General features: G+C 59.7%; 19 protein-coding genes, 4 pseudogenes and 1 other annotated feature. Of the genes and pseudogenes, 6 read left to right on the forward strand and 17 right to left on the reverse strand.

Annotation, left to right across the window (positions count from 1 at the left end):
- Positions 1-18: 18 nt before the first annotated feature.
- A pseudogene (locus tag H4I99_RS23695) lies at positions 19-1,249 on the forward strand (IS3 family transposase).
- Positions 303-419: a sequence feature (AL1L pseudoknot), on the forward strand. It overlaps the preceding pseudogene by 117 nt.
- A 36-nt stretch (positions 1,250-1,285) precedes the next feature.
- Here H4I99_RS23695 and H4I99_RS23700 read toward each other — a convergent pair.
- From H4I99_RS23700 to traI, 14 genes and pseudogenes are all read right to left on the reverse strand, one after another.
- Complete coding sequence (locus H4I99_RS23700) at positions 1,286-1,681, reverse strand: 4-hydroxyphenylacetate 3-hydroxylase N-terminal domain-containing protein (RefSeq protein ID WP_163897340.1); 396 nt, start codon at positions 1,679-1,681, stop codon at positions 1,286-1,288.
- Positions 1,682-1,807: 126 nt separating this feature from the next.
- Positions 1,808-2,539: a class II aldolase and adducin N-terminal domain-containing protein gene (locus H4I99_RS23705; RefSeq protein ID WP_163897338.1), complete on the reverse strand. Its 732-nt coding sequence runs from the start codon at positions 2,537-2,539 to the stop codon at positions 1,808-1,810.
- Positions 2,540-2,830: 291 nt separating this feature from the next.
- Positions 2,831-3,290, reverse strand: a pseudogene (locus H4I99_RS23710) (IS6 family transposase); the annotation flags it as partial.
- A 225-nt stretch (positions 3,291-3,515) separates the two neighbouring features.
- Positions 3,516-4,811, reverse strand: a complete 1,296-nt coding sequence (gene trbI / locus H4I99_RS23715) for an IncP-type conjugal transfer protein TrbI (protein WP_163897336.1) — start codon at positions 4,809-4,811, stop codon at positions 3,516-3,518.
- Positions 4,812-4,821: 10 nt separating this feature from the next.
- Positions 4,822-5,268 (reverse strand): conjugal transfer lipoprotein TrbH, encoded by a 447-nt coding sequence (locus H4I99_RS23720; protein WP_163897334.1) that lies wholly within the window; start codon positions 5,266-5,268, stop codon positions 4,822-4,824.
- Positions 5,269-5,271: 3 nt separating this feature from the next.
- Positions 5,272-6,102, reverse strand: a complete 831-nt coding sequence (gene trbG, locus H4I99_RS23725; protein ID WP_163897332.1) for a P-type conjugative transfer protein TrbG — start codon at positions 6,100-6,102, stop codon at positions 5,272-5,274.
- A 14-nt stretch (positions 6,103-6,116) separates the two neighbouring features.
- Positions 6,117-6,779: a conjugal transfer protein TrbF gene (trbF, locus tag H4I99_RS23730; RefSeq protein ID WP_163897330.1), complete on the reverse strand. Its 663-nt coding sequence runs from the start codon at positions 6,777-6,779 to the stop codon at positions 6,117-6,119.
- 20 nt (positions 6,780-6,799) lie between these two features.
- Complete coding sequence (gene trbL / locus H4I99_RS23735) at positions 6,800-7,987, reverse strand: P-type conjugative transfer protein TrbL (RefSeq protein ID WP_163897328.1); 1,188 nt, start codon at positions 7,985-7,987, stop codon at positions 6,800-6,802.
- Positions 7,981-8,787 (reverse strand): P-type conjugative transfer protein TrbJ, encoded by an 807-nt coding sequence (gene trbJ / locus H4I99_RS23740; protein WP_163897326.1) that lies wholly within the window; start codon positions 8,785-8,787, stop codon positions 7,981-7,983. Before trbJ ends, trbL begins: the two co-directional genes overlap by 7 nt.
- Entirely contained in the window at positions 8,780-11,200 is a 2,421-nt protein-coding gene (locus H4I99_RS23745; RefSeq protein WP_163897324.1) for a conjugal transfer protein TrbE, read from the reverse strand. The genes trbJ and H4I99_RS23745 overlap by 8 nt, the downstream gene beginning before the upstream one ends.
- Positions 11,201-11,210: 10 nt before the next feature.
- A complete protein-coding gene (locus H4I99_RS23750) occupies positions 11,211-11,510 on the reverse strand; it encodes a conjugal transfer protein TrbD (protein WP_163897322.1) in 300 nt (99 codons plus the stop codon).
- The gene (locus H4I99_RS23755) at positions 11,503-11,895 is read right to left on the reverse strand and encodes a TrbC/VirB2 family protein (RefSeq protein WP_244625278.1); all 393 of its coding nucleotides are present in this window, start codon (positions 11,893-11,895) and stop codon (positions 11,503-11,505) included. Before H4I99_RS23755 ends, H4I99_RS23750 begins: the two co-directional genes overlap by 8 nt.
- On the reverse strand, positions 11,885-12,856 hold the full coding sequence (trbB, locus tag H4I99_RS23760; RefSeq protein ID WP_163897320.1) for a P-type conjugative transfer ATPase TrbB: 972 nt from the start codon (positions 12,854-12,856) through the stop codon (positions 11,885-11,887). Before trbB ends, H4I99_RS23755 begins: the two co-directional genes overlap by 11 nt.
- A gap of 10 nt (positions 12,857-12,866) precedes the next feature.
- A complete protein-coding gene (traI, locus tag H4I99_RS23765; protein ID WP_163897318.1) occupies positions 12,867-13,493 on the reverse strand; it encodes an acyl-homoserine-lactone synthase in 627 nt (208 codons plus the stop codon).
- 1,203 nt (positions 13,494-14,696) lie between these two features.
- On the opposite strand from traI, the gene repC (H4I99_RS23770) reads away from it, so the two are divergent.
- The 5 genes from repC (H4I99_RS23770) to H4I99_RS23790 all read left to right on the forward strand — a co-directional run bounded on the left by repC (H4I99_RS23770) (position 14,697) and on the right by H4I99_RS23790 (position 22,865).
- A complete protein-coding gene (gene repC, locus H4I99_RS23770) occupies positions 14,697-15,941 on the forward strand; it encodes a plasmid replication protein RepC (RefSeq protein ID WP_163897316.1) in 1,245 nt (414 codons plus the stop codon).
- Between the two features lie 1,102 nt (positions 15,942-17,043).
- A complete protein-coding gene (repA, locus tag H4I99_RS23775; protein ID WP_163897314.1) occupies positions 17,044-18,261 on the forward strand; it encodes a plasmid partitioning protein RepA in 1,218 nt (405 codons plus the stop codon).
- A complete protein-coding gene (gene repB, locus H4I99_RS23780) occupies positions 18,258-19,250 on the forward strand; it encodes a plasmid partitioning protein RepB (protein ID WP_163897313.1) in 993 nt (330 codons plus the stop codon). The genes repA and repB overlap by 4 nt, the downstream gene beginning before the upstream one ends.
- Positions 19,251-19,454: 204 nt before the next feature.
- Positions 19,455-20,723 carry a plasmid replication protein RepC gene (gene repC / locus H4I99_RS23785; protein WP_163897513.1) on the forward strand — a complete coding sequence of 423 codons (1,269 nt, stop codon included), beginning with the start codon at positions 19,455-19,457 and terminating at the stop codon, positions 20,721-20,723.
- Between the two features lie 219 nt (positions 20,724-20,942).
- On the forward strand, positions 20,943-22,865 hold the full coding sequence (locus H4I99_RS23790; protein WP_425314409.1) for a putative bifunctional diguanylate cyclase/phosphodiesterase: 1,923 nt from the start codon (positions 20,943-20,945) through the stop codon (positions 22,863-22,865).
- 247 nt (positions 22,866-23,112) lie between these two features.
- Here H4I99_RS23790 and H4I99_RS23795 read toward each other — a convergent pair.
- The 3 genes and pseudogenes from H4I99_RS23795 to H4I99_RS23805 form a co-directional block, all read right to left on the reverse strand.
- Positions 23,113-23,358, reverse strand: a pseudogene (locus tag H4I99_RS23795) (integrase); the annotation flags it as partial.
- A gap of 246 nt (positions 23,359-23,604) precedes the next feature.
- Positions 23,605-23,948: pseudogene (locus H4I99_RS23800) on the reverse strand (type II toxin-antitoxin system VapC family toxin).
- The gene (locus H4I99_RS23805) at positions 23,948-24,202 is read right to left on the reverse strand and encodes a type II toxin-antitoxin system VapB family antitoxin (protein ID WP_163897309.1); all 255 of its coding nucleotides are present in this window, start codon (positions 24,200-24,202) and stop codon (positions 23,948-23,950) included. Before H4I99_RS23805 ends, H4I99_RS23800 begins: the two are co-directional and overlap by 1 nt.
- Positions 24,203-24,456 lie beyond the last annotated feature (254 nt).

Genomic DNA, 24,456 nt, shown 5'->3' on the forward strand with positions numbered 1-24,456 from the left:
TCGTGAGAAGTAGGGTCTATGACAAGCAGAACGACGAATAAGTTCTCTCCTGAAGTCCGCGCCCGCGCCGTTCGAATGGTTGCGGAGCATGAAGCCGAGCATCCCTCCCGTTGGGCAGCGGTTTGCGCGATCGCCGCCAAGATCGGTTGCTCTGCACACACACTCAACGAATGGGTAAAGAAGGTCGATGTCGATAGCGGCAAGCGGGCTGGCCTGCCGAGCGATATGGCCGAGAAGATGAAGGCTCTGGAGCGGGAGAACCGAGAGCTTCGTCAGGCGAATGAGATGCTGCGCAAGGCATCCGCGTATTTTGCCCAAGCGGAGCTCGACCGCCCACTGAAGCGATGATTTCCTTCATCGACGAACACCGCTCGGTGCTCGGGGTCGAGCCGATCTGCAGGCTGCTGCCGATTGCCCCGTCCACCTACTATGAGGTCATTGCCAAGCGCAGGGACGTGGGCCGCTTATCGGCCCGCGAGCGGAATGATATCGCCATGAAGGTCGAGATACGCCGGGTGTTCAACGAGAACTTCCAGGTCTATGGCGTGCGGAAAGTCTGGCGACAGTTGCAGCGAGAGGGTCACGACGCGCCCGCTGCACCGTCGCTCGGCTCATGAGAATGATGGGGCTTCAAGGTATCATTCGCGGCAAGCCCGTCAAAACCACCGTGTCGGACAAGGCCGCTCCATGCCCGCTCGACCGCGTGAACCGGCAGTTCCGTGCTCCCGCACCAAACATGCTTTGGCTCTCCGATTTCACCTATGTGGCCACCTGGCAGGGCTTCGTCTACCTGGCCTTTGTCATTGATGCATTTGCCCGCCGCATCGTCGGATGGAGAGCAAGCAGGACGGCGCAAGCGGGCTTTGTCCTCGATGCCCTCGACCAGGCACTTCATGATCGGCGACCCGCTCATCGCGGTGGGTTGGTTCATCATTCCGACCGCGGTTCGCAATACGTGTCCATTCGCTATTCTGAACGGCTGGCGGAGGCAGGCATCGAGCCGTCTGTCGGAAGCGTTGGCGACAGCTACGACAACGCTCTCGCCGAAACGATCAACGGTCTTTATAAGGCCGAGGTCATCCATCGGCGAGGACCGTGGCGAAACTTCGAAGCCGTGGAGTTCGCTACGCTGGAATGGGTCGACTGGTTCAACAATCGCCGCGTTCTGGAGTCCATAGGGAACACTCCGCCAGCCGAGGCCGAAGAACGATATTACGCCATGTTGGACGAGCCGGCCATGGCCGCATAACTTAAACCAAACGGTCTCCGGTAAATCCGGCGCGGTTCAGTTGCGGATGTTCTCAGAAAACTGGGGATCGACCTCGTTCAGAACGTACTGGCCGTCGAACAGTGACCACATCTCGCCGACGGTCTCGTCGCCGACGCGGGTGACGATCCCGCCGACATCTTCGAGAACGGTATCCGTCGCCCGGCGCTTGTCCCACCAGTCGGCCTGGGTGTGAGGCAGCTTGTTGTTGACCCCGTTCCACTCGCCATCTTCCTTGTAGGCCATGATATGGCGCGTCGCCGGATCGTGCTGCATGTCATAGATGCGGGCGCGGATATCCACGAGCGGTTTGAACATCGGATGTGCGGTCACATCTTTCACACGCTCACCGTTTACGTAAACCTCGCGCGTGCCGCGGATGGAATCCTTGTATTCTGAACCCGTTCTGATCATTTCGGACCCTTCAAGTGTCTCGATCTGCTATTTCGATTGCTGCGCCGATTATTGGCGGCTTCGTTCTGGCTGAAAAATGGAAATTTCCGGGCTTATGCTTCGAACAATACGAAGCCGAACTCCGTATCAGCTGGCATACGAGGGATCTTCCCTGTCCAGCGTCCGCTTCATTTCTTCGAAGTGAGCGATGGAGAATTCGGTAATACCTTCGCAATCCTGAGCGGTTTTCTCGGCGACATCGTCATCGAGCACATTGAGCGGCTGGCCCGTGGCATAAGCATTGACCAGGATCTGGCAGGCGCGCTCAAGGGTGTAGATGTCGTCGAGCGCCTCGCCGATCGTGCCGGAAGTCACCATGACGCCGTGATTGCCCATCATCAGCCGCGATTTGTTGCCCAGCAGGCATGCTAGAGGAGCGCCCTCGGCCTCTGTGTCGGCCATGCCGCCATAGAGCGTATCAACGGCGATGCGATTGAGGTAACGCGCCGTGTTCTGGTCGATCGGCTTGACAGTCGGGTCCTTTAGCGTGGCGATCGTGGTCGAATAAATCGGATGAAGGTGGAGCGCGACGCGAATGTGCGGCGCAAGCTTATGGAGTTGCCCATGGATGGACCACGCCGTCGGATCGATGTCCGGTCGGCTCTTGGCGTGCTCGTCATCCGCATCGAGCAGGATGAGATCGCTCGCGCGAATGGTCGAGAAGTGTTTCCACTTCGGGTTCAGCAGGAACTTGCGGCCATCTGGAGAAACGGCGGCGCCGAAATGGTTCGCGACGGCTTCGTGCATGCCGAGCTTTGCAACGATACGGAAGCAGGCTGCCAGATCGATGCGGATGTGCGTCTCGTCGGGTGCCGTCATGGTTCTCCTCTTGGTCGTTCTGAACAAACTTCGTCCCGGCTCCGGCAAAGGCCTGCCGATGCTCAACATTGAAGTTTGCGACTTGCTGTTGGGAGAATAAGAGGCCCCGCACCGGGGAATATAAAATATGAAATTCCTGATAACTGGTTAGCCAAAACCTAGGCGGGGAAAACGTGGCGGATTGCCGTTTCAGGATTTCTCTTGGTGCTGGCTTGACGGGCGCTGATAGAGACAACGCGGTGGCATCGCCTTAACCGCGTGCGAGAGGCGATAGTAGCTTTGGCCTGAATTTCACCCGTCATTCGACAAAGAGATTTCTCGACAGGTCGAGATGGCGTGAGCGCGAAGCTGGCGATGATCTGCGGCGGTCAGGTATTTCCGGTGAAGAAGAACAAGATTGGTGATCTGGCCATGTGTTGAGACGAAACGCTGACATTGTCGCGCTGACTTGAAGCGCATCATGCGTCGTTCCCGTCGTCGCACGGGAATGCGAATTTTCCGCCAGCTTGTTCAGGCCTTTATGCGAGCGATGCTCGACATCAGGCATCAGTTCGGCCTTTACGGTCGAATAGGACTGCAGCTTGTCGGTCACCCGAACGTGCTGAGCGGTCCCTTGGCCCCTGAGCAACTTGCGCATCAGCCGCAGAGCTGCTCCCTTGTTTCTTCGGCTTTGCACCAGCGCATCAAGGACGTAGCCGTTGGCATCGACGGCACGCCACAGCCAGTGTTTCTTTCCGTTGATCGCCAGTAGGGGTGGCGGTCGTCATGGTCGATGGCTCGCGCTTCGAAACAGGTCTTGTCGACCCGCTCGGAGATCCCGCGCGACCGATGTCTAAGGAAGGGATTGCGGAGAAGTTCCGCTTCGTTAACCTGACATCACTCAACCAGCAACTACTCAAGCTCGATCCAGAAACCAGGCTGGAGCAAACCTGCGATACGGAGGTTATGTTTGGCCCGATACCTCGCTCGGTGGTGATTATCCGCCATATTGATCAGGAAATACGATGTCCTGCTCGACCAGCAGGTTGAATCGGTATCCCGGCCGGATGCGGATGGTCGGCTGCACGTTGAGGTTCTTCGAAATCGTCTGCTCGGCAACCCGGCCAAACACCTCCGCGAAATTTCGCCGTGCCGCGTCTGACGCCGTATCCTGGGTGGCAAGCGTCGAGCTCTCCGGCAGGGCCATGTCTATCCCGGTGCCGATCAGGGCGACAAGCGCTGCCGAGCCGAAGATGCGCAGGGTGTGCCTGTCCACCTTGTCGGCGAAGCCGCCATATCCTTCCTGGTCCGTTCCGGCCATGCCGCCGATTTGCAGCGTCGATCCGTTCGGGAAGATCAAGTCCGTCCATAAGACGAGGACGCGGTTCTGGCCGAAGGAAACCTTGCTGTCATAGCGGCCGAACAATCTGGTGCCCTGGGGGATCAGCAAATAGTGTCCCGTCGCGCTGTCATAGACGTTCTGGCTGACCTGGGCGGTGATGCTGCCCGGCAGATCGGAATTTATGCCGGTCAGCATGGTTGCCGGCACGACAGAGCCGCGCTTGAGCTCGAAACGCGACTGCTGTCCGATCACCCTGTTCGGAAGATAGCCCGCCTCCCTGATATCGGCGTTCAGGAACCCCTCCTTCGACCTCTGGCCATTCTGGTCGGTTTCCAGGCCATTGATCCCGCCCCCGAGCGCTGCAGCGTAAAGATCTGGCCCGCTGGCCGATGACGCGCTCGAAGGCCGCGCTGCGGATGCCGGTTGGGTGGCATTCGCATCGACTTCGCCAACATCGATCTTCAAGGGTGCGTCATGCGCCGCACCTTGCGCCTGAAGGCTTGCCATGCGCTGGCGCTGCTGTTCGCGGATCATCTGCTCCTGTTGCTCGCGCTGGAGCCGTGTGCGCCATTCCTCGTCAGCATCCACTTCCTGCTCGTGCTGGTCTAGTGGCTGTCTCTTGCGCGCTTCCTCGACTTGCCGTTCCTCGTTTCGGGTGCGTGGAACGGGTGTTGGCTGGAAGCGAGGCTCCTGGTCGCGTTCACCGATGATGCCGTCCTTGACGCCCCGCTTCATCTGCTCGGCGAAACTGGCCGCCGGCAAATTCGATCCCGACAGACCAGAGCTCCGTTCCCCGGGGCGCAGGCCACGGGACGAAAGGCCATAGAACAGTACGACGAGGAAGACAACGACAATGCCGATGACGAGGAACAGCGGCAGTCGGTTGAGACGCTTCATGCCATAGTCTTCTGCGGAGCGGTTCGGGTTGCCGAGCTGCAGCGATTGGGGCATGCCCTTCTCCTCAATTGCGCGTCATCAGCGTCAAGGGGCTTGCCGGCGTCGCGCCATCGGGCTTGACGCTATAGGCGCGGCCAAGGACAAGGGTGTCGGTCGAAAGCCGTGCCAGCACCTGTCCGTTGATGTTCATCAGCGAAAAGACGAGGTGGACCGGTTTCGCGGCGTCTTTGCCGTGGCTGACGCGGCCATCGTCGATCACCTTGTAGCCCCACCCGTTCAGAGCGCCCCTGAGTGCGATCGAATATTCCGACTTATCTCTGGCGAGGCTGATCGGTGCGGTGGCCAGCCCGGCCTGCTCGGCAAAGCGGCTGGCCATATCTGCGGCGATGGCGCTTGCGGCAAGGCCGGCGACAGGTTGGGTAGGATCGCTTCTGATGGCCTTGTCGGGACTGGCCTGGCATCCGGCAAAGAGCAGGCAGACCAGCGGGAAAGGATGGTAGCGCAGGGGCATCGTTCAGCCTCCGCGCCGGATGGTGATCTTTTTCTGGCGCCAGCCGACGCCGGAAACCAGTACTGCCCTGTCGATGTTGTAGTCGACGATCATCATGTCGTTTCGTATCCGGTAATTGACGATGCGATTTTCGCCACCAGAAGTGACGAACAGAACCGGTGCATCCTGGCCTGAGAACGTCCTGGGGAACTGGATGTAGGTCTTGCGACCATCGGAATAGACACGTTTCGGTTTCCACGGCGCACTGCCGCCCAACGAATAGGAGAAGGCAAGCTGTTCCGGCGGCACACCACCGCCCGCACCCGCGATCGCCTGGATGCGGGCGTTGATATCCGAGAGCTTGGTTGCCGCATCCTCCGGATATTCGAAACCGACCCGCGCCATGTACTGGTTCGCATGGGACTTGAGCTGGACGTGATAGGTCCGGCGCGAGGTCGTCACCACCATGGAGGTGACCAGTCCGGCTTCTGATGGTTTGACGACCAGATGGATGGCCTGGTCGGTGGCCGCGCCCGATGTCGCCGGTTCGACCTTCCAGCGTACGGTGTCGCCCACCAGGACATCGCGTACGATCTCGCCGCCCTGAAGCTCGATATCGCAGACCTGAAGCGGCGAACACACCACGGAAGGCTGGGTTTCCCCGAACAGGAAGAGAATTTTCCCGTCGGCACCCCGCGTCACCAGTCCGCTTTCGCCGCGCCATTTGCCCGAAAGCCCGGTCCCTCGTGCCTCATTGCTCGTCAGGCTCTGTGCACGGGCAAGCTCCGCCGCCGCAGTGCAAGAAGCGATTACGATCACGCCGGCCCGGGCCGCGCGGTTGATGTCAATCCTCATGGAAACCCCCATGTTCAAAGCTGTGCGGTCCAGTCAAAATCCAGGAGATAGATACCGATCGGGTTGAGCCTGATCGTCGCTTCGTCCTGTGGCGTGGTGATCGTCAGCGTCGCGATACCGCGAAAACGGCGGCTGGCGATCTCTTTGCCCTTCCGGTCGCGCTCGAATTCTGTCCAGTCGATCTGGTAAGACAGGCTCGAGAGCGCCACGATGCTGTTGACCTCGATCGCCACCGTCGCACTCACCGCCTTCTCGAAGGGAGAATTGCCGCGGAACCAGGCGTTGATCTTCTGTGTCGAGGGATCGTTCGCCCTCAAGAGCGCATAGGTTCGATCGAGATATTGTTTCTGGACGACGGCGTCGGGGGTGATCGAACGGAAGGCTGTTATGAAGCTTCCAAGCGTGGCGCGAATGACGCGGGGATCGGCATATTCGATCTGTTGCGGGAAACCGCCGCTGACCGCATTTCCTAGCTTGTCGACCTCCACGAGGTAGGGAACGAGTTTGACCCGCGTGCTTAAGAAGAGCGCGTAGCCGAAACCGATGATCGCGAGCACGAGGCTCAGGATTGCGACCATCCGCCAGGCTGAGGCTGCCTTCACATAGGAGCCGTATCGCTCCGACCACTCCTGGCGGGCGGCAATGTAAGGGTTGTCCGGGGCGTGTTGTGCTGGCATTAGATGATCCCGTCCATGTCTCATGATCCATGTCGCTGCTCAGGCGGTGGGTTGGCAGGCGATCCCTTGCCGCGGGCCTGATCGAGCTTGGCATTGGCAAGCCCGAGCGTTGAACCGGCATAGGCACCGGGAGAGCCGATTGCCTTTTCCCTGACGGCAGACCCGGCTGCCCTTGCCGCGAGGCCAATTCCCGAACCGAGACCGCGCAGCGCCGCACCGGCCAGGGACGACCCGCCGGCTCTGGCGACCTGCGCTCCGCTGTAACCCGCTGCTGTCGCCCCGGCCGCAAGAAAGCCGGCTCCGGTTGCAAACGAGGCGGCCTGGCCACCATGGCGGATCGCCTCCATGCCGCCGGACACGGATGTGCCTTGAACGACGCCCTGGATGATGTTGGGTACGTAGATCGCGACGACGAACACGACCACCGCGATACCGGCAATGGCCAGGACCGTCTGGAACTGGTCGCCGACTGCCGTATCGTCCGCCAGTCCGATCAGCACTTCGGAACCGATCCTCGAAATCATCACCAGCGCCATGAGTTTCATGCCGACCGAAAAGGCATAGACGAGATAGCGCACTGAGAAGTCCTTGGTGAATGAAGAGCCGCCAAGGCCGAGCATGATCATTCCGGCCAGCAGCCCGACATACATTTCCACCATCACCGACACGAAAATTGCCGCCACCAGGCTGAAGGCGATGACCGTGACGACCACGGCGAAGGTGGCCGAGATCGCCAGCGCATTGTCCTCGAACAGGCCGAACTGCACCTTTTCGGACATTTTCGACGCAACCAGCAGCCCGGCGTTGAAGACATCGGCCGGTGACGCCGTACCACCGCTTGCTCCAAGCGAGAACAGGCTGTCGACAATAGCCTTTGCGAAGGAAGGTCCCTGTTCGAGTACGAAGGCGAAGAAACCGATAAAGAGGATGCGGCGAACGATCTCGGCAAACCAGCCGTCAAGCGAAGCCGCCTGCAGGGCGAGCCACGCCGCGGCAATGCCGATCTCTATGGTTGCGAGGATCCAGAATAGCGAACGGGCGGCGTCCATCACCGTGGCTTCCCAGCCTTTGGCTGCGTCGCTGACCTGTGTCTGCAGCGCAGTGAGCACGGATCCTTCCTGAGCGGCGGCATGTCCCGCCGGTGTCATGACAAGGATGACGATGAAGACGTCAACAAGGTTCGCGCGAAGGTGTTTCAGCCTCACCATTCGATCTCCATCTTCTTGCCACCCGAAGTGGCGGGAGCGTTTGAGGAAAAGAACTGCTGCCTGCGCGCCTGGGCGAGATCCTTGTCGGCCTGTGCGCTCTGGAACCATGTCCCCGTCATGGTCATCTGCTGCGCGACGAGCGCACGTAGCTTTTGCATCTGCGCGACCTGTTGTGCCGCTATCTGGTGACCGACCTGCAGAGCCTGCATCTGACCGTCGGCCGATTGCGACATCGCACGAAGTTCGCCCATCGTGTCCTCTTCCGTGTCGAACTGCTCGGCGGTGAGGCTTGCTGCCCGCAGCGTGCCCGCGATGGTACCGCGATTGGTATCCGACCAGTTCGCATAGCTGGCCGCGAGATCGCTTCCGGTTGTGACAGCTGACTGAAGATCGGCATAGGACTTGAACCGTTGCTTCAGCAGATCGTCGGCATTGCTCATCGAGAAGGCAATGCCCTCGCCCTGGTCGACGAGATCGCGCAGCCGGTTGAGGTCGCTCTCCACCTGGCCCCAGATGTGGCTCGGCAACCGCGCGGTGTTCTGCAGCATGTTGCGGTAGATGTTCAGCTGGTTCTGGATCTGCTCGGCAAGCAGTGTGATCTGGGTGATCTGGTTGTCGATCTGTTCGGCGGATTTGCCCACCAGCGAAATCAGCTCGCTGTTGTTGAGGAGCTGCGTCCATTCGGTCGCGTTGCCGGTGGCGGCACCCGCGAAGGATGGTAGAGAGGCCGTGACGTACAGGACGGCGGTGCTGCCCGCGATCACTCGCCTTCCCCACCGAAATGGAACCGGCTCACGCATCGGTATCGCCGCCTCTTTCGATCAGCCATTGACGTGGCCAATCCTTGCCGTGGAGGGAAACGAGCGCACGGATGCGGGAAAGGTCCGCCTTGCCCGAGGCTCCGACAAAGGCGAGCGTAACCGGCCCGAGTGCCATCTCGAACAAGCGCCTGCCATCGGGGGAGGTAACGTAATACTCGCGTTTCGGGATAGCATTTGCGATGATTTCGATCTGTCGTTCGTTGAAGCCGAGGCGCTCATAGAACTCCCGTCCGGAACTGTTCGGCAGGCAGATCTTTGTCAGGCAGGATTCGGTCAGGACGTCGATGATGCCGGAGCGTTCGGCATCCGAGATCGACTGGGTAGCCAGGACAACCGCGCAATTGGCCTTGCGCAGAACCTTCAACCAGGTCCTGATCTTCTCACGGAATACCGGATGTCCAAGCATCAGCCATGCTTCGTCGAGAATGATGAGGCTTGGCGAGCCATCGAGGCGTTTTTCTATCCGCCTGAAGAGATAGGTGAGCACGGGAACGAGATTGCGCTCCCCCATGTTCATCAGTTCCTCGATTTCGAAGCATTGGAAGCGACCAAGTGTCAGGCCGTCTTCCTCCGCGTCGAGAAGCTGCCCCATCGGACCGTCGATAGTGTAATGATGGAGCGCATCCTTTATGTCGCGCATTTGCACGCCACTTACAAAGTCGGAGATCGACCGCCCCGGCGCCTCTGCCATCAGGGCGACCTGATGGGAGATGGCGTTGCGGTGTTCAGGGGTAATCGCGAGGCCCTGCAGTGACGCCAGTGCTTCGATCCACTCGCAAGCCCAGGCGCGGTCCGCATCCGTGACGAGGTCCGAGAGCGGGCAGAATGCGAGACGGGAGCACTCCCCTGCCCCACCACCGATCTCGTAGTGATCGCCCCCGACGCCGAGCGTCAGCGGCATCATCGAATTGCCCTTGTCGAACGCGAAGACCTGCGCGTCCTTATAACGACGGAACTGTGCCGCGATGAGCGCCAGCAGGGCCGATTTCCCGGTGCCGGTCGGACCAAGGATCAGCGTGTGGCCGACATCGTCGACATGCAGGTTCAGGCGGAAAGGCGTGGAGCCCGATGCCACCTGCAACAGTGGGGGGGCCTGTGGCGGATAGAAAGGGCAAGGTGCGGTCGGCCTACCCGACCAGATGGAATTGAGCGGAATGAGATCGGCGAGATTGCGGGTGTTGATCAGCGGTTCGCGGATATTGCAGAACCAGTTGCCCGGCAGGCTGCCGAGGAAAGCGTCCGTCGCGTTGAGCGTCTCGATCCTTGCGCCAAACCCCTCCGCCTGAATGAGCCGTCGCACGGCCTCCGCCTTGTCCCGGAGGCTCTCGCTCCTCTCGTCGAACAGGATGACCACGGGTGTATAGTAGCCATAGGCGACCAACTGGGAGGACGCCTCGGCAATGGCGTCTTCCGTTTCGACGACCATGCTCATCGCGTCCTGGTCGAGCGAGCGGGACCGGGTCTGGAACAACTGGTCAAGGAAGGGGCGGGTTTTCTGCTGCCACCTGCGACGTGTCCGCTCCAATTTCAGCTTCGCCTCCTCCGCATCGAGGAAGATGAAGCGGGAAGACCAGCGGTAGGTGATCGCCATCTGGTCCAGGCCGTTGAGGATTCCGGGCCAGCTTTCAGCCGGGAGGCCGTCGATGGCGACGACGCCGAGGAAGCGGTTCTCGACGGTCGGTGTCAGCCCGTGATCGAGTTCCGCCGTCGCCAGCCAGTCGAGATACATCGGGATTTCGGGGAGCCGCACGGGATGGTTCTCTCCTGTGATGCAGAAACGGATGAACTGGAAGAGTTCGTCATACCGCGCAATCCTGGCCCCTCCCCTTTCTGATGTCTCTCGTGTCCGCATCCGTTGAAGGGAAAGCACGGTCCCGAGATACTGCTCGATCTCGCGTATCGATCCCCGGAAGGTTTCCAGTACCGTATCGGCATAACCGGCTTTGCGGCTTGGCTGGTCGGAATAGATGTAGCGAGCCAGACTTGATCGGCGGCGTTCCGGGGGGCGATAGGTCAGGATGAGCGCGTGCCGGCTTTCGAAATGCGTCCCCTCATGTTCGAAATGCCTTCGCCGTTCGTCGTCGATCATGCGGCTGACCGGATCTGGAAAATGCGCTCGATCGGGGGAAGGATATGCCGTGGTCGGCAGGCGGATCGCTTCGGCATGGATCATCCAGCCTGAGCCAAGACGCGACAGGATCGCATTGATCTGGCGCGACAGGTCGTTGCGCTCGAGATCGGTCGCACTCTCGCTGTCCGGTCCGGCAAAATACCAGCCAGCCAGCAAACTGCCGTCCTTCAGAAGGATGATGCCGTTATCGACCAGTCCGGCATAGGGAACGAGATCGGCAAAGGATGGGCCGCTCTTTCGAAAGCTGCGGAGGTGGACCATCGGCGTCTCCTCAAGGCCGCCGCCAGGGCGATGATGTGGGCGCATAATGATGTCGGTAGTTGATATGGCGCGTGTAGACCTGTCGCATCAGCGGGTCGGCCTTGGCCATCCAGCGCAATGCGCCAAGGATGCCGATCCAGATCGAGATGCCGAGCAGTGCCGAATAGACGGTCAATACCACGAAAATCAGGATGGCGGCGGCAAGCGCGGTCAAAAGCACGAGTTCGCGATCGCCGCCCAGCAGGAGGTTCGAACGGGATAGCGCCCGATGAATGCGGTTACGCTGGAGGAAGGAACGGGCTTCAGCCATGGGGCCACTCCCCTCCCCCGAAACTCGGGGCATGGCAGATGGTCCCAGTCGAGCATGTGCCGGCCATGGCGATCGACGCGCCGGTCGAGCCGAACAGCCCGACAATCGACGTCGCACCGAGCAGGATGCCGGCGACGAGCACGATATAGATCAGCCGCCGCGCGAAATCCGTCAGTTCTCCGCCGAAGATCAGCATGCCACCGGCGATCGCAACCGCCGCAAGGGCGATGTAACCCGCGACCGGCCCGGTGATCGATTGCTGGATCTGCTCGAGCGGTCCCTCCCATGGAAGGCTGCCACCCGAGCTGGCGAGTGCCGGCGTGGCGAGCGCAAGATGCAACAGCAAAGCTTGCCATCCCGGACGGAAGGAACGGTCAGTCCTCATGGCTGTCCTCATCTGCATGGGGTTGGGGCGTGAACTGGTAGCCGTTGCCGTTGAAGCCTTCGACGCGAATGATCTCGCGCACCCGCCTCCCCCCTGCCCCGCGTTCGACAAAAACCACCAGGTCGACCGCTTCGCCGATTACGGCTTGCATCGGCTGCTGGCTCGCTTCCGCTGTCAGTTGTTCGAGCCGTGCGAGAGCCGAAAGGGCGCTGTTCGAATGAACGGTGGAGATCCCGCCTGGGTGGCCGGTATTCCAGCTCTTCAGCAGCGTTAACGCCGCCCCGTCGCGGACCTCGCCCACCACGATCCTGTCGGGACGCAGACGCATGGTGCTTTTCAGGAGCCGCGCCATATCGATCGTTTCGCTGGTGTGAAGGGCGACGACGTTCTGGGCCGTGCATCGTAATTCGGCGGTGTCTTCCAGGATGACGATGCGGTCGTCGGGAGCCGAACTTAGAATCTCCGCGATCACGGCATTGGCGAGTGTCGTCTTGCCGGAACCCGTGCCGCCGCAGATCACTATGTTCAGGCGGGAGGCAACGGCGTGGCGAATGACCGAGGCCTGGGCCGCGGTCATGGTCTTGTCCTTCACATACTCGTCGAGCGCAAACAGCCGCGTTGCGCGCCGGCGAATGGCGAAGGTTGGAGACGCCACGATCGGGGGCAGGAGCCCCTCGAAGCGGTGGCCGCCGATCGGCAATTCTCCGGAGACGATAGGCTGTTCAGTATCGACGGTCGCCTGCAGTGCGTGCGCGACAGCGCCGATTACGCTTTCCGCGTCGGACGGCGCCATCTCACCGGCCAAGGTGGTGCCTTGGTCCGTTCGCTCTATGAAGAGCCTGCCGTCCGGGTTCAGCATGATCTCGATAACGGCGGGCTCGTCGAGCGCCAGGCAGAGCCGCTCGCCAAGGGCGGTCCGGAGCTTGTTGAGCAATCGAGGGTGAGATCGGGAATGAACCATCCGCGCATACTCAGGCGACGTGGAGGGTCGAGCGAGTGATGTCTGCCCGGTATCCCGAGGGACGGAGCCGTTGAAAGATCTCCTCGCCTGCCTGAAGGATACCGGCGACGCTGACGGTCTCGTTGATTGTAACGGGCTGGCCGAGACGGCTCAGCGGCCAGCCCGCGCGCTTCAGGATCCGTTCGAAACGAATATCGGTGGCTGTTGCGATCTCGTGGTAACGGTTGGCAAGGCACCATTCTACGATGCCGGCAAACAGGGATATGGTCCCGAAATGCAACGAGCCCTCTCCCCTTCCTTCGCACCGGGCTGTGTCAACGCAGAAACGCGAGCTTTCGATCATGCCGTGATGGGCGTTCAGGCGACCGCCATGGATCAACTGCGGAAACACCTCCTGCAGCATTGTCCGGCCGCTTGCCGGCAGGAGGCGTGCACATCCGAGAACCTCGTCGCGAGCACCGAGTGTCAGGATGTAGGTAGGGTCAAGGTCATCGAACTGGTCCCGCTCCATGTCATCGACGCACCTAACGTCCCAGGACAGACGCCCCCGGAATACCCTGGCGCGAAGACGATACATGTCATTGAGGATGGCGGTTTCGGCGGGCGTGACGGGTCTGGTGATTGCAACGATGTTCATCGGACAAATCCCCTGTGAAATGAAACACAGACAGGTTTGCCGGTTTGGGAAATGGGATCCAGTTGCAAAAGTGCTAGTAATCGAGCGGCTGGAAACGAGGTAATTTCGCCGTCACCTGTGACCCCGACGGATGGGAGGCGACTAGCAAAACTGTGGGGTCGGCTTTCCGGGCTGGCGCGATCAGAGTTACGTGCAACGAATTGAAAACGGAAGGGAAAAGCCGGACGCCTCTGTTGCCTGGCCAGGCTGCAGAAAATGCCGTTAACCTTTCGTTAGGGGTCAATCGTCTTGCCAGAAATCGACGGCCGCCCATACTGGCACCATAGTTCGGCTCCGCCTTTTCGATGCTATCGTCTCACCCTCTGGATTCAGGCAGTATGCAGGCCTTCACATCGCGCGCGTCTGTTAACACGGTCCTGCAATATGGCGCAGGGATATCCCGCAGGTTCAATCGGCTGCGCACGAAGATAATGATGCCCGACGCGACCGCACTGTTGCGCGCTCCGTGCATGGCGGAAGTTGAACTCTGTGCTTTGCCGGGGTGGAACAATCTCAAGTGGCTCCATCGGGAGGCAAGAGGTCGCGCGCCTTTTGTCGCCTCCGGCAAACAACCTTCTGGCATCGCACGACAGATGAGTGAAATCCGGCAGTCTCTCGACGGGCACGGGTGTTTCGATACGGGAAAAACCGTGCGGCCGCGCAAGTCAGGAGGAATGTGACAACGCGATGGTCTGCATTTCCTGTCGGGCAGTCGATTTCGTTGCCCCCTGCCCCTGCCCCTGCCCCGGCATCGAGCAGCGGGAGTGCGCGTATCGGTCCGGTCGGGAGAAGTTGAAGGCATTGATACGGGGCAGTCCTTAAAAGGCTCGTCGACGGGCGCCTTCTGAAGGAATGCGGAGTGCCATCGCGGGGAGATCCTTCACCCTTGTGCCGACGGTGAAGGCAACGGACGTGAACGCGTTCGGAAAATACCTGCCGGGTAATCTGGCCCCTTTCAAGGCCTTCCCGCAGGACGCAGCAGCAGGGAAAAACGGAGACTGAACCGGCAAAAGAAAAAGGCCCCGAAACGAACTCCGGAAGCCTTCTCTCAGTGTGGTAGCTGGAGCATCGCATTTCCCGGAATCATCGTCAAGAATCTCGTGACTGAGAAAGCACCGGCTTTCTGGTGTGGGTCTCCTTTTGCCCGAAAAGGGATGAAGGACGATGCAGACGAAAACCGTAACGACGCCTTTCGGGCGGCGCCCAATGTCACTTGCCCTGGTGAAAAGCCAGCTCGATACGAAAGGTTGCCCTGCCCGCCATCCGATCTGCAAGTGGAGGGTGTTTCGCGACATTTGCGAGGCGCGAGAGACGTTGCGGCTTCACGATCGGACTCTGGCCGTGCTCGACGCGTTGTTGAGCTTTTATCCGGAACCTGAGTTGTCGTGCGAGCGCAACCTGGTCGTCTTTCCTTCCAATGCCCAGCTGTCCCTGCGTGCCCATGGCATTGCCGGAACCACGCTTCGCCGTCATCTGGCGGCTCTCGTTGAAGCGGGCATCGTTCACCGGCAGGACAGCCCGAACGGAAAGCGCTATGCCCACCGTGACGAAACCGGATCGATCGAGAAGGCGTTCGGCTTCAGCCTTGAGCCACTGATCGCGCACGCGGCCGAATTCGCCCGCATGGCCCAGCAGGTCGCGGACGAGCGCAGGCTGTTCAGGCTCACAAAGGAAAGCCTCACCATCTGCCGGCGCGACGTCAGGAAATTGATCTCGATGGCCGTGGAAGAGGGGGCCGATGGCGACTGGGAGGCGATCGAAGGACAATATATCGCTTTGGTGGCACGTCTCGGACGCTCTCCGGCTCGCCATGAAATGGCGATAGTGCTGGGAGAGCTGGAAATGCTGCGCGAGGAGATCGTCAATCGGCTGGAAATTCAATCGAAGATACGAAAAACAGACGGCAGTGATGGCCAGAGTGGTCGTCACATACAGAATTCAAATCCCGAATCCGTCAATGAACTTGAACCTGGCCCCGAACCGGAGCCGGAGGTGATCCCGCAGACTACGCCGAAACGGATGGCCGAACCGCTCGCGACCTTTCCCCTGCGGATGGTCCTAAGGGCATGCCCCCAGTTTGCGGATTATGGGCCAGGCGGACTTATTTCGAACTGGCGGGAAATGATAGCGGCTGCCGTATTGGTTCGATCGATGCTCGGCGTCAGTCCTTCGGCCTATCAGGAAGCCTGCGAGATCATGGGGGCGGAGAACGCGGCGACTGTGATCGCCTGCATTCTGGAAAGGACAACGAGTATCAATTCCGCCGGCGGATATCTGCGCTATCTGTCCCGAAGGGCGACAAGGGGCGAATTCTCGCTCGGACCGATGCTGATGGCGCTCATTAGGGCCAGGCCTTATCGGGCGGATGAGCGGCCTGAACCTGGGCGAACACCTTGTGCAACACGATGAAATCCAGGCTACCGGGATTGGCCTCTCGCAGTCTGCAGAAGTCCATCCGGGCTGACCTGCTCCGCAGGCGCAGCGACTTCCGCTGTTCGGCAATGCCCGGGGGGGCGTGTAAGCTAGGCTAGGGTTGGCCGTAGCCGATGGACAGGCGAAAAAATCCCCGATCATGGGGCGCGGGTCCTAAAAGACGGTAGTGACGGCGTCACAAGGGTCATTTCCCGTCGACCATTGTTTCAGTCGCTCTTCTCTGCCGGCGAAGTCGGTGCCGGTTAGTCGGCGGGGAGGAGTGCCGCAGAGGTCTGGGTTGGGAATAAGATGTGGTTGGTCTGGGCGCGCGCACTCGCCTTTCTTGATCAAGAGGAGAGGTGGACCTGTTGCGGCAAGCGTTTGCAGACAAGGTATGGCCCACCATTCTGCACGGCTCCCTGAGAAACTATCAGTCCCTATGGCATGCTCACCGGCGTATCGTCGCTCAAAAAAGGTTCCAGTAAGACCCCGCCCCTTCCGATTCCCGGCCTTCTCTTGATCCCCACTGTGAAAGGATCTTGCGCAGCCGGTTTCCCGGCACGCGCCTCTCTCCGGGAAATCGATACTCATCACGGCAGGTGCCTCGTTTCGCACGGCGGTTCCGGCAATTCATGTAGCGGTCATGGACCAGCGGCAGCTACCGAAGCCATCACATCCTTCTCGGTTGGCGGAGGATCTTGCCAAACGGTCCGGCACTCTTGCGATTTGCAGCAGACGGGATGACCGATTGGCGCGCCACGATTGCCGGATAGCCGCTTTGGTTTACGAGGAAGGGAGCCGTGCATCGTGCAAGTTTGCCGCGGGATTGGGCAGCGCAATGCGACTCGAGCTCTTCCTTGAGAGTGAGGCGCAGGGCCATGGTTCGGGCGCGATTCTCTTGTTGGTTTGATCGAATGCGAGTCGTTGAGGGAGTCAACGCTAAAAGTTGTCAGCTGACAATTATCCCAAGATATTGATATCGCTGCATATCTTTGACCCGATATCGCGTTAATAACTCGTTAAGCAAAAAACCCTTGACGAAACGCGGGGTTAGACGATCATTCGCGCATAAATCAACAATTATATGGATTTTGCGTGAATGGCGAGTAAGGCCGCGATTTCGGAAAAAAAGAGCAAAATCGAGCGCGTTTCCATAGAAGAGACGATTGCCTCTGATTCAGCAATGCTGAGCACCCAGCTGCAGGTGCTGTTCGAACGACTTTTTTCGCCCACGTCGAAAAAATCGTTGCGCCGGTTCAGCAGCAGCGAGACTGCAAAACTTCTCGGAGTGACAGACAGTTATGTCCGCCACATCGCGACGCAGGATGAGACCGTCACCTCGGAAAAATCTCCGGGTGGCCGCCGGACGTTCTCGCTCGAAGAAGTCAATGCGATCCGCCAGGTGCTCGGCCGCACGAAGCCGTCTTATCTTCCCGGCCGCCGGGATGGCGACCATCTACAGACAATCGCGGTCACCAATTTCAAGGGCGGCTCCGGTAAGACCACCACCGCAATCCATCTCGCCCAGTATCTGGCATTGCGTGGCTACCGCGTCCTGGCCCTCGATCTCGACCCCCAGGCATCGATGTCGGCAATCCTCGGATACCAGCCGGAATTCGACGTCAACGAAAACGAAACCCTCTACGGCGCCATCCGCTACGATGAAAACCGCAGGCCGATTTCCGACATTGTCCGGCAAACCTATTTTCCCGGCCTCGACCTGATACCCGGCAATCTCGAACTTCACGAGTTCGAGCACGATACCCCGAGAGCTCTTGCCGCGCGCGATGCCGAAGACACGGACCTCTTCTTCATGCGTGTCGGTTCGGCCTTGGCTGAGATCGATGACCGCTACGATGTCGTGGTCATCGATTGCCCGCCGACGCTCGGCTTCCTGACGCTCTCGGCCCTTTGTGCGGCCACCGCCGTTCTGATCACCGTTCATCCGCAGATGCTCGATGTTGCGTCGATGAACCAGTTCCTCGCGATGACGTCGGATCTGCTCAACGTCGTCAAGGAAGCGGGCGGTGACCTGGAGTATGATTGGATGCGATATGTCGTCACCCGCTATGAGGCAAACGATGGGCCGCAGGCACAGATCACGGCCTTTCTTCGTAGCCTGTTCGGCGAACGCGTGTTGACCCAGATGATGGTGAAGTCGACGGCCGTCTCCGATGCGGGCCTGTCGAAACAGACCATTTACGAGGCTGGACGCGAGACGATGCATCGACAGACCTACGATCGTGCGGTTGAAGCGATGGATGGCGTGAACATGGAAATCGAGACGTTGGTTCGAGCAGCGTGGGGTCGAGCATGAAGGGGCGGGACATCCTGAAGGGCATGGTAAATTCTGCCGCTCCGGCTTCCGCCGAGCAGCCTCATTCCCCCCCGGCCCCGCACAAGCCCGCAGGAGCAGTCCGCGCGATGAACCTGTCTCTTGGCCGGCTGGGCGAACAGGCCGCAGCAGCCAAGGGCTTGCGCGAGGCAATGGCCGCAGGCGACAAGGTGGTCGAACTGGACCCGTCATTTATCGAGATTGCGTTCATTCAGGATCGCATTCCGCTCGACACAGACCCCGCACAGGAACACCTGACCAACTCGATCCGCGATACGGGTCAGCAGGTCCCGATCCTGGTCAGACCCCATCCGCTGCAGGAGGGGCGTTATCAGGCGGCCTACGGCCATCGAAGGCTTCGTGCGGCAGCAAGTCTTGGCCTTCCTGTTCGTGCAATCGTCCGCAAGCTCACGGATGAGGAAGTTATCCTTGCTCAGGGGCAGGAGAACGGGCCGCGTGTTGACCTGAGCTTCATTGAACGTGCTCTCTTCGCCCATCGCATGGACACGCACGGCTTCGACAGAGACACCATTGCCAAGGCGCTCTCCGTCGACAAGCCGGAGCTTTCTCGCTTGCTGCAGGTCGCGGAAGGGGTTGCATCGGACATCATTCTGGCCATCGGCCCCGCGCCGAAGATCGGGCGGCCTCGTTGGCTGGCGTTCGCCGAGCGCCTCAAGGTGAGTGGCGCGGGTAAGCGGCTTGGCAAGGAATTGCAGTCAGAAGAGTTCAATCAGGCGGATACGAACCTTCGCTTCGAGCGCCTCTGGAAGGCCATGGCCGAGCCAGCAGAGAAGAAAGCGAAGCAGACGGAGGCAATTCGCACCAAGAAGGGTCTTCTACTCGCGTCGCTTGAGCATGGCGCACGCGGGTCGAAGATTGCGGTCAATTCACCGGAGTTCGCGAGGTTTCTGTCCGAGCGGATGCCGGCGCTGGTGAGCGAGTTTGAACAGGAAACAGCTGCAAACTCATAGAGCTAGCTAAATTGTCAGCTGACAATTAACAGGAAAATAGGAGCGAAATAGCAAAAGAAAAAGGCCCCCAACAACGTTGCCGTCGTGGAAGCCTTCCTCGTATTCCTAGCAGATCGAGAATCGCATTTTCACGAATCCCCGTCAAGAGTCTTTGGCACCGTTTTTGGTGAGCGGATTTCTTTTGCCTTCAGAAAGGTGAAAGAGATGGAACGCGGACATGTGACGACGCCCTTCGGGCGGCGGCCGATGTCATTTGGCATGCTCGCATCGCAGATGGCGTCGCGCGACATCGAGCCGGACAAGTCGGTCGATAAATGGAAGCTGTACAGGGCGCTTTGTGAAGCCAGACCGCTGCTGGGCGTCACCGACCGTGCCCTTGCGGTCCTGAACGCGCTTTTGAGTTTTTACCCGAAGAACGAGCTTAGTGAAGAAGGCGGGCTGATTGTGTTCCCGTCTAATGCGCAATTGTCGCTTCGTGCTCACGGGATGGCGGAGCAGACCATCCGCCGGCACCTGGCCGTCCTGGTCGCCGCCGGCCTGCTGATCCGAAAGGACAGTCCCAATGGCAAGCGGTACGCCCATAAGGGCAGGGGAGGGGAGATCAGCGAGGCTTTCGGCTTCTCCCTGGCACCCTTGCTTGCCCGGGCGGATGAGATCGAAGAACTTGCGGCACGTGTCATCGCCGAGCGCATCCACCTTCAGCGTTTGCGGGAACGGATCACACTTTGCCGCCGCGATATTACCAAGCTTGTCGAGGCTGCGATCGAGGATGATCCGGCAGCAGGCTGGATGGCGGTGCTTACGCACCTGCAGGAGCTCGTGGTCGGCCTTTCACGTATCGCCACGGCCGACCAACTCGAAAGCCGTCTCGAAGAACTGGAAATGTTGCGGGACGAGATCACCAATCGGCTGGAAATGCGGATCAGATCGAGAAAAACGAGCGGCAATGCCGGTCAAAATGAGCGGCATATACAGAATTCAAAACCAGACTCTATTTCTGAACTTGAACTTAGCTTCGAACCGAAGCAAGGCGCGACGGCAGAGCAAGAACGGGGACCACACTTGCCAACGGACATGATTGCCCCGGCAGTTGGGGGACGTGAGCCTCCGGAGAGGGCCGCACGGGAAGATATCAAGCCGTTCCCCCTCGGCCTGGTTTTGCAGGCCTGCCCGCAGATTGCCGACTACGTGCCGACCGGGATACGCAGTTTCCGGGACCTCATGACGGCTGCTGTGGTCGTCCGAAAAATGCTGGGTGTCAGTCCGTCGGCCTATGAGGAGGCCTCGTCCATCCTCGGTCCTGAAAACGCGGCAACCATCATGGCCTGTATTCTGGAAAGGGGAGGGCATATCACCTCGGCTGGCGGTTACCTTCGCGATTTGACCCGGAGAGCCAAACGAGGAGAGTTCGCGATCGGTCCGATGTTGATGGCTCAATTGCGCGCCAACGGCCCGCTACGCCGGGCGGGGTGAGGTCTCAAGGACAGGGGCGCGCTTTGAAGAGCTTGGATCAGAATGCCGCCGGTCGCGCAATTGACGCCGCGGACACATCTGTGGCTCGCTGCCAGTCTTCGCATTTGGTTAACCCTGCTGCTTTTCCGGATCGTAAGGACGGGTATGTTAGCAATGCTTCATCGGTCGATGGGCGGTTCAATGGGTATCGAGAGAGCACAGTGGAAACTCCGGCAATTCATGTCGGTGGAAAGCGACAATCCTGAGCTTCTCAAAGCGCAGTATCGAGCCTTCACGCGCCAGATGCCGATGATGTATTTCATTCTGGTTTCCAGCACCTGGGCGCTCGCGTTTACACATTTGAGCGCCGCTCCAACCTGGCTGACGATCGGTGTCCCGGTCTTGCTCACGATCGGCTGTGGTCTGAGAGTTGTTTTTTGGCTCAAGACCCGCAATGTCAGCCCATCGCCCGAGATGGCTCACGCGGCGCTTTTGCGCACAAACCGTCTTGCGGGCGTAATCGCTGTCGCCTTTACGCTCTGGTCGTTCGCGCTCTTTCCTTACGGCGATGCCTATGCCAGGTCGCACGTCGCCTTCTACATGGCGATCACCGTTATCTCCTGCATATTCTGCCTGATGTATGTGCGTTCGGCCGCGTTCATCGTAACGGTCATCGTCAATGGCGCGTTTATCGCCTTCTTCGTATCGATGGCCCAGCCGACCTTCGTGGCGATCGCAATCAATGTGTTGATGGTCTGCGCGGGGATGATGTCCATTCTGCTGACAAACTACAGAAATTTCGAAAGCATGGTGATTGCCAAGCAGCGGAGCGAGGCGCTGAGCAACGAGAATTTCAGACTGGCCAATTTAGACAGCCTGACCGGCCTTGCGAACCGGCGTGCGTTCTTCGCGTTATTGGCAACAGAACTCGAGAGGGCACGCGCGAACGGCATGCGCCTGGCTCTCGGCGTCATGGACCTTGATGGCTTCAAGCCCGTCAACGATCTTTACGGTCACTCAGTGGGCGATCGGCTTCTGGCCGAGGTTGCCAATCGTCTGTCGGGACTTTTGACGGCGAGCACAGCGTTCAGGCTGGGGGGTGATGAATTCGCAATCATCGTTCCAGTACCGCCGGACGACGATCAACTGGTCGGCAACGCCAACGCAATCACTGCCAGGCTCAGGGAGCCGTATCATTTGCCCGAAGGAACGGTGCACGTCTCAGCCTCCATGGGTATCGCTGTCTTTCCAGACCTGGCTTTGAGCCGGGAGCAGTTGTTCGACCGAGCCGACTACGCGCTCTACCACGCCAAGAAGAGAAAGCGTGGTGGCGCCGTGCTCTTTAATTCCGACCATGAACAGCGCATCAATTCTGACGCCAAGATAGAAAGTGTCCTGAAGCAGGCAGAGCTTGAAAACGAGCTGTCGGTGGTGTTCCAGCCAATTGTCGATATTCGCGACTTGGGCACCATCGGGTTTGAAGCCCTGGCCCGGTGGAACAGTCCGGTCCTTGGAAAGGTCTCGCCGGCCTGTTTTATCCCAATCGCTGAGCGGGCAGGCATCGTCGGGTCGTTGACGAGACCGCTCTTGAAGAAGGCACTCGCCGCGGCATCGTTGTGGGATACATCGATGCGCCTTTCATTCAACCTGTCGGCCCACGACCTGAATTCGAACGACGGCCTTCTGGCGCTGATCGGCATTATCGAGAGCAGTGGCTTTGATCCGCAGCGCCTTGATCTTGAAATCACCGAGACGGCCCTCGCGCATGACTTTGAGCAGGTCAAGCGGTCGGTCGAAGTGTTGCGGCGGCTTGGTTGCGGCATTTCACTGGACGATTTCGGCACTGGGTACTCAAGCCTGACGCGACTGCACGCGCTGCCCTTGACGAAATTCAAGATTGACCGAAGCTTCGTCAAGGATTTGCATCAGCGACCGGCAAGCTACAAGATCGTGAAGTCTCTTCTAGCGCTCAGTACCGAAATGGCACTGGAATGCGTAATCGAGGGCGTGGAGACACAGGAAGAGCTCGCCGCGTTGAAAGCCTTGGGCGGCACCAGCGTTCAGGGCTACCTGTTTTCTCCTCCGTTGCCCGAAAGTCAGGCTCGGGAATTCGCAGCGCGTCACAGACGTCCTTGCAACAAGATAGCGGTGACGTCTGTGTGATCGGGCCGGTGGCCGCTGTACTCTGAGGGAAGGGGACTCGGTGTGAGGTGCAATTTCACGACTGCGGTTCTCCACCGGTCGAGCTCTACGCTAGCCGGAGTGCAGCCCGCGGGCGGAGAGCGCTTGCGGATCGAGCCCGGTCCTGGCGCATCGAGATTTGAGGATTAGGTTGATCGACTGCGCCGAAAGCGCCCGGCGGTCGACGTTGTCCCACTGGTCGTCTTGGTGCGATTGAGGCGGATTGTCATGCAGGGCAGGGGAGGGGAGCGCCGGTGGAAAGCGCACACCCGATCTCGAGATAGGCGACGTCGGAGGCAAGCGCCCGCAGCGTATTTGCACCCATGCCTTCCTTGGCCAGATGCTTCAGCGTCGCGACACCATCATCGGTGAGCAGTTCTGCCAGTTGATCACGGCGGTCGAACGGCAGGATGGCGTCGAGTGCGTCCAGCTCTTCGGCGCGTTTAAGGGCGGATGCGGAGGAGACTTCGGTCATTTCGGCAGGCCGTCGGTGTTGCAGAGATCGTCGTGCGCCGACGACATGTCTTGATTCGAGCCCGCCTAACCGTCAGCGGAGCGAGACCAGATCTCGTCGATCGTACAGGTGTTCCCACTTTGGCTCGGCTTGCCACTTTGTGCGGTGGCCAACGCATCAGCGAGTGTATTTGCTGGGTCGCTTTGCGCTGCCATGAATAAGTCCTCACGCCGCCTTGACGTCGGTTTGCGAAAAGTCGTTGCCCTTTTAGAGCAGCGGTTCGCCGGCCAGCGCGGCAAGAGCATAGGAAAAACAGTCGCCGTAGTTCAGGGCTGCTGGATGGCGTCCCTTGCCATACGCCGCCAGGCGCGCCGAGCTCGATCGGCATGCCCGGCTGTGACTGGAACGATTTCGACGTCCGCCTTGTAGAGCCAGAGATCGAGGTCGGCGCCTGCGGCTTCCCCCAGTCGAGTCTCGATCACCATGGCAGCCTCAAGGACGGTCGTAGCGGAGATGAGCCGGACGGGGTCGTCTGCAATGCGCTCACGGAAAGCTGCCGCTTCCGGCTCATTGAAGGCGATGGCGGCAAGGACGGAGGTATCGATGACCATCAGGATGGCAGCCCGTTTTCGTCGTAACCGAGAATCTCGTAGGCCGTGCGGTTGTCAAGGACAGGCTGGGCGTTCCAGCGACGCTGGATCGCTTCGAGATCCTCGAGCAGGGCGGCCTTACGCATGTCAGAGCCAAGCCGGCGCAAGCGCTCTTCGAGCGCGCGCTTGGTTGCCAGTGTGATGCTTTCGCCAGTCCGTTCGGCAAGGGTGCGGGCAAGCTGTTCAGTGTCGTGGTCTTTGATGCTCAGCGCCATTTTTGTCGTCCTAGGTTCCTTATGGTCTATATTCTACCTTTGTAGCAGGGCCGCAGCGCTCCGCAATGCGAAGCCGGGGGCATTGATTTCACCGCTGTCGATCAGCTTGATTAAGCAAAATCTCCCTATTGGAATGATAATGCAACATTATCAGCTATTTTTATTCTGCAACGGGACGTGCGCTTTTATGCGACATAATTAGACAAAGCCGCACATCTGTCGTAGGCTTACATATATGGATTCGCACGTTCTCA

Source organism: Paenirhizobium daejeonense (assembly GCF_014280875.1).
Classification (GTDB): domain Bacteria; phylum Pseudomonadota; class Alphaproteobacteria; order Rhizobiales; family Rhizobiaceae; genus Allorhizobium; species Allorhizobium daejeonense.

Bases quoted from the DNA above. Each gene is read 5' to 3' on its own strand.
- H4I99_RS23700 (WP_163897340.1), bottom strand. From the start codon at position 1,681: ATGATCAGAACGGGTTCAGAATACAAGGATTCCATCCGCGGCACGCGC.
- H4I99_RS23705 (WP_163897338.1), bottom strand. From the start codon at position 2,539: ATGACGGCACCCGACGAGACGCACATCCGCATCGATCTGGCAGCCTGC.
- trbI (WP_163897336.1), bottom strand. From the start codon at position 4,811: ATGCCCCAATCGCTGCAGCTCGGCAACCCGAACCGCTCCGCAGAAGAC.
- H4I99_RS23720 (WP_163897334.1), bottom strand. From the start codon at position 5,268: ATGCCCCTGCGCTACCATCCTTTCCCGCTGGTCTGCCTGCTCTTTGCC.
- trbG (WP_163897332.1), bottom strand. From the start codon at position 6,102: ATGAGGATTGACATCAACCGCGCGGCCCGGGCCGGCGTGATCGTAATC.
- trbF (WP_163897330.1), bottom strand. From the start codon at position 6,779: ATGCCAGCACAACACGCCCCGGACAACCCTTACATTGCCGCCCGCCAG.
- trbL (WP_163897328.1), bottom strand. From the start codon at position 7,987: ATGGTGAGGCTGAAACACCTTCGCGCGAACCTTGTTGACGTCTTCATC.
- trbJ (WP_163897326.1), bottom strand. From the start codon at position 8,787: ATGCGTGAGCCGGTTCCATTTCGGTGGGGAAGGCGAGTGATCGCGGGC.
- H4I99_RS23745 (WP_163897324.1), bottom strand. From the start codon at position 11,200: ATGGTCCACCTCCGCAGCTTTCGAAAGAGCGGCCCATCCTTTGCCGAT.
- H4I99_RS23750 (WP_163897322.1), bottom strand. From the start codon at position 11,510: ATGGCTGAAGCCCGTTCCTTCCTCCAGCGTAACCGCATTCATCGGGCG.
- H4I99_RS23755 (WP_244625278.1), bottom strand. From the start codon at position 11,895: ATGAGGACTGACCGTTCCTTCCGTCCGGGATGGCAAGCTTTGCTGTTG.
- trbB (WP_163897320.1), bottom strand. From the start codon at position 12,856: ATGGTTCATTCCCGATCTCACCCTCGATTGCTCAACAAGCTCCGGACC.
- traI (WP_163897318.1), bottom strand. From the start codon at position 13,493: ATGAACATCGTTGCAATCACCAGACCCGTCACGCCCGCCGAAACCGCC.
- repC (WP_163897316.1), top strand. From the start codon at position 14,697: ATGCAGACGAAAACCGTAACGACGCCTTTCGGGCGGCGCCCAATGTCA.
- repA (WP_163897314.1), top strand. From the start codon at position 17,044: ATGGCGAGTAAGGCCGCGATTTCGGAAAAAAAGAGCAAAATCGAGCGC.
- repB (WP_163897313.1), top strand. From the start codon at position 18,258: ATGAAGGGGCGGGACATCCTGAAGGGCATGGTAAATTCTGCCGCTCCG.
- repC (WP_163897513.1), top strand. From the start codon at position 19,455: ATGGAACGCGGACATGTGACGACGCCCTTCGGGCGGCGGCCGATGTCA.
- H4I99_RS23790 (WP_425314409.1), top strand. From the start codon at position 20,943: ATGTCGGTGGAAAGCGACAATCCTGAGCTTCTCAAAGCGCAGTATCGA.
- H4I99_RS23805 (WP_163897309.1), bottom strand. From the start codon at position 24,202: ATGGCGCTGAGCATCAAAGACCACGACACTGAACAGCTTGCCCGCACC.